Origin of the sequence: Streptomyces sp. NPDC059852 (assembly GCF_042731455.1) — a bacterium.
Classification (GTDB): domain Bacteria; phylum Actinomycetota; class Actinomycetes; order Streptomycetales; family Streptomycetaceae; genus Streptomyces.
The window spans coordinates 1-4,040 of sequence record NZ_JBHWJK010000039.1 but is presented as its reverse complement, the minus strand read 5'-3'; the positions used below and the strand labels follow the sequence as shown (position 1 = coordinate 4,040).

Below are 4,040 nucleotides of genomic sequence, written 5' to 3'. Positions count from 1 at the left end.
GTGCGAGGGGGGGTGCCCCCCCCCCCCGGCCGCCCCCCCGGGGTCGGCCCCCCGCTACGCGGGGCGGACCACCCCCCCTGGGTGGAGCCCCCGTACGGGGCCCCGGGCTGGGGCCCGCCCCCCTCTCTCCTTCTGGACCCGCTGTCCGTCCGATCAGTTCTTGATCGCGACCCCGGCGACGGAGACGTCGGGCGCGTCCGCCTCCGGTGCGTCGGGGTCCGGCCGCCAGGAGGCCGTGGCGACGACCCCGGGCTCGACCAGGGCCAGGCCGTCGAAGTAGGAGGCGATCTCCTGCGGCGACCGGAGGTGGTAGGTGTTCGCCGACTGCTGGTTGTACGCCGCGACCGCCGTGTTCAGCGCCTCGTTGGTGTTCGTGCCGTCGCTCAGCGCCAGATAGCTGCCCGCGGGCAGCCCGGCGAGCAGGGCGCTCACCAGCTCCGCGGGACGGTCGTCGTCCGAGATCTGCCCCATGATGCCCAGCATGGTGAGGGCGACCGGGCGGCTGAAGTCGAGCGTCTTGGTGGCCTCGGCCAGGATGCGCTCCGGGTCGCGGACGTCCGCGTCCACATAGGCGCAGGCCCCCTCGTTGCTGCTGGTGAGCAGCGCCTCGGCGTGCACCAGCACGAGCGGGTCGTTGTCCACGTACACGATCCGGCTCTCGGGCGCGATGCGCTGGGCCAGCTCGTGCGTGTTGTCCGCGGTGGGCAGGCCCGTCCCGATGTCCAGGAACTGCCGGATGCCGGCCTCCCGCACCAGGAAGCGCACCGCACGCGCCAGGAACCGCCGCTGCAGCCGGGCGACTGCGGCGAACTCCGGGAACGTGGACAGGATGGCGTCGCCGACCTCGCTGTCGACCTGGTAGTTGTCCTTGCCGCCCAGCAGGTAGTTCCAGACCCGCGCCGAATGGGGGCGATCGGTCTGCAGCCGCGCCACGATGTCGGCGGGCGAAGATTCCGAGGATTCCATGGGGACAGCTTCACACACCGTGGTGATCGAAGTGATCAACTACGGCGATTCCCGCCGGACTTCATCGATGGCCCGGTACCCGCGTCCCGGTGGGCGCCGGGTGGCCGGTCCTTCCGGTTGCTGACGGTCGGGCCGGACGCCGGTTACGTTCGATTGGAACGCAGATTCTAGAGGGGTCGTTCTGACGCGGCTCCGTACCAGGAGTGGCGCACCATGACCGCAACACCTCCCACCGCCCTCGTGATCGCCGGAAGCAGCGGCATCGGCGCCGCGTCCGCGCGCGAACTGGCCGCGCGCGGCCACCGCGTGGCGGTCCTGGCGCGCGGCGAAGGGGCGGTCGCGCTGGCCGACGAGCTCGGCGGCCTCGCCGTCCGCGGCGACTACACCCGGGCCGGCGTCGTCGAGGAGGCCGTCGAGCGGGTGGTCTCCGTCTGGGGACGGCTGGACGTGCTGGTCAACAGCGCCGGTCACGGCCCGAAGGGGAAGCTGCGGGAGCTGACCGACGACGACTGGGCCACCGGCTTCGACCTGTACTTCCACAACGTGGTGCGGGCCTGCCGCGCCGCCCTGGCGCCGATGCGCGCCCAGGGCGGCGGCAGCATCGTCAACATCTCCTCGGCCAGCCCCGCCGAGCCCTCGCCCCGCTTCCCCACCTCGATGGTCGCCCGGGCCGCGATGACGACCTGGACCAAGCTGTGGGCGGACGAGGTGGCCGCGGACGGCATCCGCATCAACAACGTGCTGCCGGGGTACACCGTCGCCGACCCGGAGACCGTTCCGGACGCGTGGACCTCCGCGATCCCCCTCGGCCGGGCGGCCGCCTTCGAGGAGATCGCGCGGACCGTGGCCTTCGTGGCCTGCGACGCCACCTACACCACCGGGCAGAACCTGCGCGTCGACGGCGGACTCACCCGCGGCGTGTGACTACTTCCGCTCCTCGGCGGCCTGGCGGGCGTAGTCGTCCACCAGGCCCTCCAGGGCCCGCGCGGCCATGTCCGCGTACTCGGCGAAGTCCAGCTCCAGGTGCACGTCGGAGTTGGCGTGCACGTAGAAGCCGTCGGTCAGCGCCAGACTCAGCACGGTGAGTCTGGTGGGCAGGTCCGGGAAGCGCTCGACGACGTCCGCGGGGACGGACTCGGTGATCCGCTCGACGTCCACCTTGAACATCTCCACCCGCATCCGCAGGTACGCCGCGCGGACCTCGTTGTCCTCGCCCAGGCCGCCCAGCTGCCTGCTCAGAGCCCAGATGGCGGCGGCCTTGAGCAGGGCCTCCTCCTTCGTGTAGTGCTCGGGGTCGGCGCCGGACAGGCCGGCGATGCCGCGGGACAGCTTGCGGCGCAGCCCCTCCGGGCCGGCGTGAAGCTCCATCCAGGCCTTGTAGCAGTGCTCGAGCAGGGCGACGAAGAGCTGTTCCTTGCTCTTGAAGTGCCAGTAGACCGAACCGATCGGCAGACCGGAGGACGCGCTGACCGCGGCCATGGTCGTGCCCTGGTAGCCGTGCTCCAGCGCCAGGTCCAGCGCCGCCAGCAGGATCTGTTCCCGGCTCCTGTCCGAGCGCGCCTGCCGCGTGCCCCTGGTGCCCTCGCTCCGCCGTGCGTTCCCCGTCATGCCGCCACCCTGTCGCCGTCCGTCATCGGTCCCGTGCCACCAGCGCGATCATTCTAGAACCGCGCTACTAGCAACTGACCGGCGCGGGACCGAAGTGGCGCACGGTACGGCCCACTCCGGTCCCGCCGATGCATCCGGTGTCCCGCCCTCACCGTGTCACACGGCGCAGGCGGCCTCCAGGACCCGGGCCACCACGTCGGGCCGTCACGGCCCTCGACCACGTCGAACTGACCGTCGCACCAGGCGAGTTCGTGGCGGTCGTCGGCCCCTCGGGATCCGGCAAGTCCAGCCTGCTCGCCGGCGCCGGCGGTCTCCAGCGGCCCACCTCGGGCACGGTCCACATCGCCGGCACCGAGCTGACCGCCCTGCCGGACAAGGACCGCACGGCCGCCCGCCGGCGCCACATCGGCTTCGTCTTCCAGCAGTCGAACCTGCTCGCCTCCCTGACCGTTCGGGAACAGCTCCTGCTGCCCCTGCACATCGACGGACGCCTCGACGCGACGGGCCGGACCCGGGCCGACGAACTCATCGAGGCGGTCGGCCTCGCCCACCGCGCCGGCTCCCGCCCGCACCAGCTGTCCGGCGGCGAACGCCAGCGCGCGGGGCTCGCCCGCGCCCTGATGACGTCGCCCGCCGTCCTCCTGGTCGACGAGCCCACCTCGGCGCTGGACCGCGAGCGCTCGGCGGAGGCGGTACGGCTGATCGCCGAGCAGACCCACCGCCACGGCACCGCGACGGTCATGGTCACCCACGACACGGCGATAATGGACGCCGCCGACCGGGTCCACGAGATGGTCGACGGCCGGCTGTCCTGACCGGGCGGCGGGCCGGCGCCCCGGCCCCGGCCCAGTCCGCCACCCAGGAGCCCCGCCCGTATGCCGAAGATCAACGCCTCCACCGTCGCCGAACACCGCGCGCAGCAGCGCGAGGCGCTGATCGGGGCGGCGATCGAGCTCCTGGTGCACGAGGGTGCCGCGGCCGTCACCCCGGCGGCCGTCGGCGCCCGGGCCGGCCTCGCGCGGTCCAGCGTGTACCAGTACTTCGACTCCTCGGCGGCCCTGCTGGCCACCGTCACCGAGGAGGCGTTCCGGCGCTCCGACGAGGCCCTCGCGCGCGCCCTGGCCGGGGCGGACGGCCCGCTGGAACGCGTCGAGGCGTTCTTCCGGGAGTGCCTGCGCCTCGGTGCCGAAGGCGCCCACCGGCCGGCCGCCGCGCTCATGAACGCCGGTCTCCCGCCCGCCTGCCAGGAGCGTCTGATGGAGCTCCATCTGCGCCAGGTGGAGCCGTTCCGCGCGGCGGTCCGGGAACTCGGCGCCCCCGAACCCGCCCTCACGGCGGACCTCGTCGCCGGCATGCTCCACACGGCCCTGGCCGCCGTCGAGGGGGGCGCCCCCCTCGACACGGTCACGGAGCGCACGCTGGATCTGGTGCGCCGCTGCCTCTGTCTCTTATACACATCTCCGAGC

5 protein-coding genes are annotated in these 4,040 nt (G+C 73.0%); 3 read left to right on the top strand and 2 right to left on the bottom strand.

The annotated features are described in order from the left end of the window. Nucleotides 1-153 precede the first annotated feature (153 nt). Nucleotides 154-966, bottom strand: a complete 813-nt coding sequence (locus ACFV46_RS31970; RefSeq protein ID WP_385500792.1) for an SAM-dependent methyltransferase — start codon at nucleotides 964-966, stop codon at nucleotides 154-156. Between the two features lie 213 nt (nucleotides 967-1,179). Here ACFV46_RS31970 and ACFV46_RS31965 point away from each other — a divergent pair, with 213 nt between their 5' ends. After that, entirely contained in the window at nucleotides 1,180-1,890 is a 711-nt protein-coding gene (locus ACFV46_RS31965; protein ID WP_385500791.1) for an SDR family oxidoreductase, read from the top strand. On the opposite strand, the gene ACFV46_RS31960 is transcribed toward ACFV46_RS31965, so the two are convergent. After that, the gene (locus ACFV46_RS31960) at nucleotides 1,891-2,574 is read right to left on the bottom strand and encodes a TetR/AcrR family transcriptional regulator (RefSeq protein ID WP_376727852.1); all 684 of its coding nucleotides are present in this window, start codon (nucleotides 2,572-2,574) and stop codon (nucleotides 1,891-1,893) included. Nucleotides 2,575-2,711: 137 nt separating this feature from the next. On the opposite strand from ACFV46_RS31960, the gene ACFV46_RS31955 reads away from it, so the two are divergent. Together ACFV46_RS31955 and ACFV46_RS31950 are read left to right on the top strand one after the other, a co-directional pair. Continuing rightward, on the top strand, nucleotides 2,712-3,389 hold the full coding sequence (locus tag ACFV46_RS31955) for an ABC transporter ATP-binding protein (protein WP_385500790.1): 678 nt from the start codon (nucleotides 2,712-2,714) through the stop codon (nucleotides 3,387-3,389). Nucleotides 3,390-3,449: 60 nt separating this feature from the next. Further along, a partial coding sequence (locus ACFV46_RS31950; RefSeq protein ID WP_385500789.1) for a TetR/AcrR family transcriptional regulator occupies nucleotides 3,450-4,040 on the top strand: 591 nt, incomplete at its 3' end.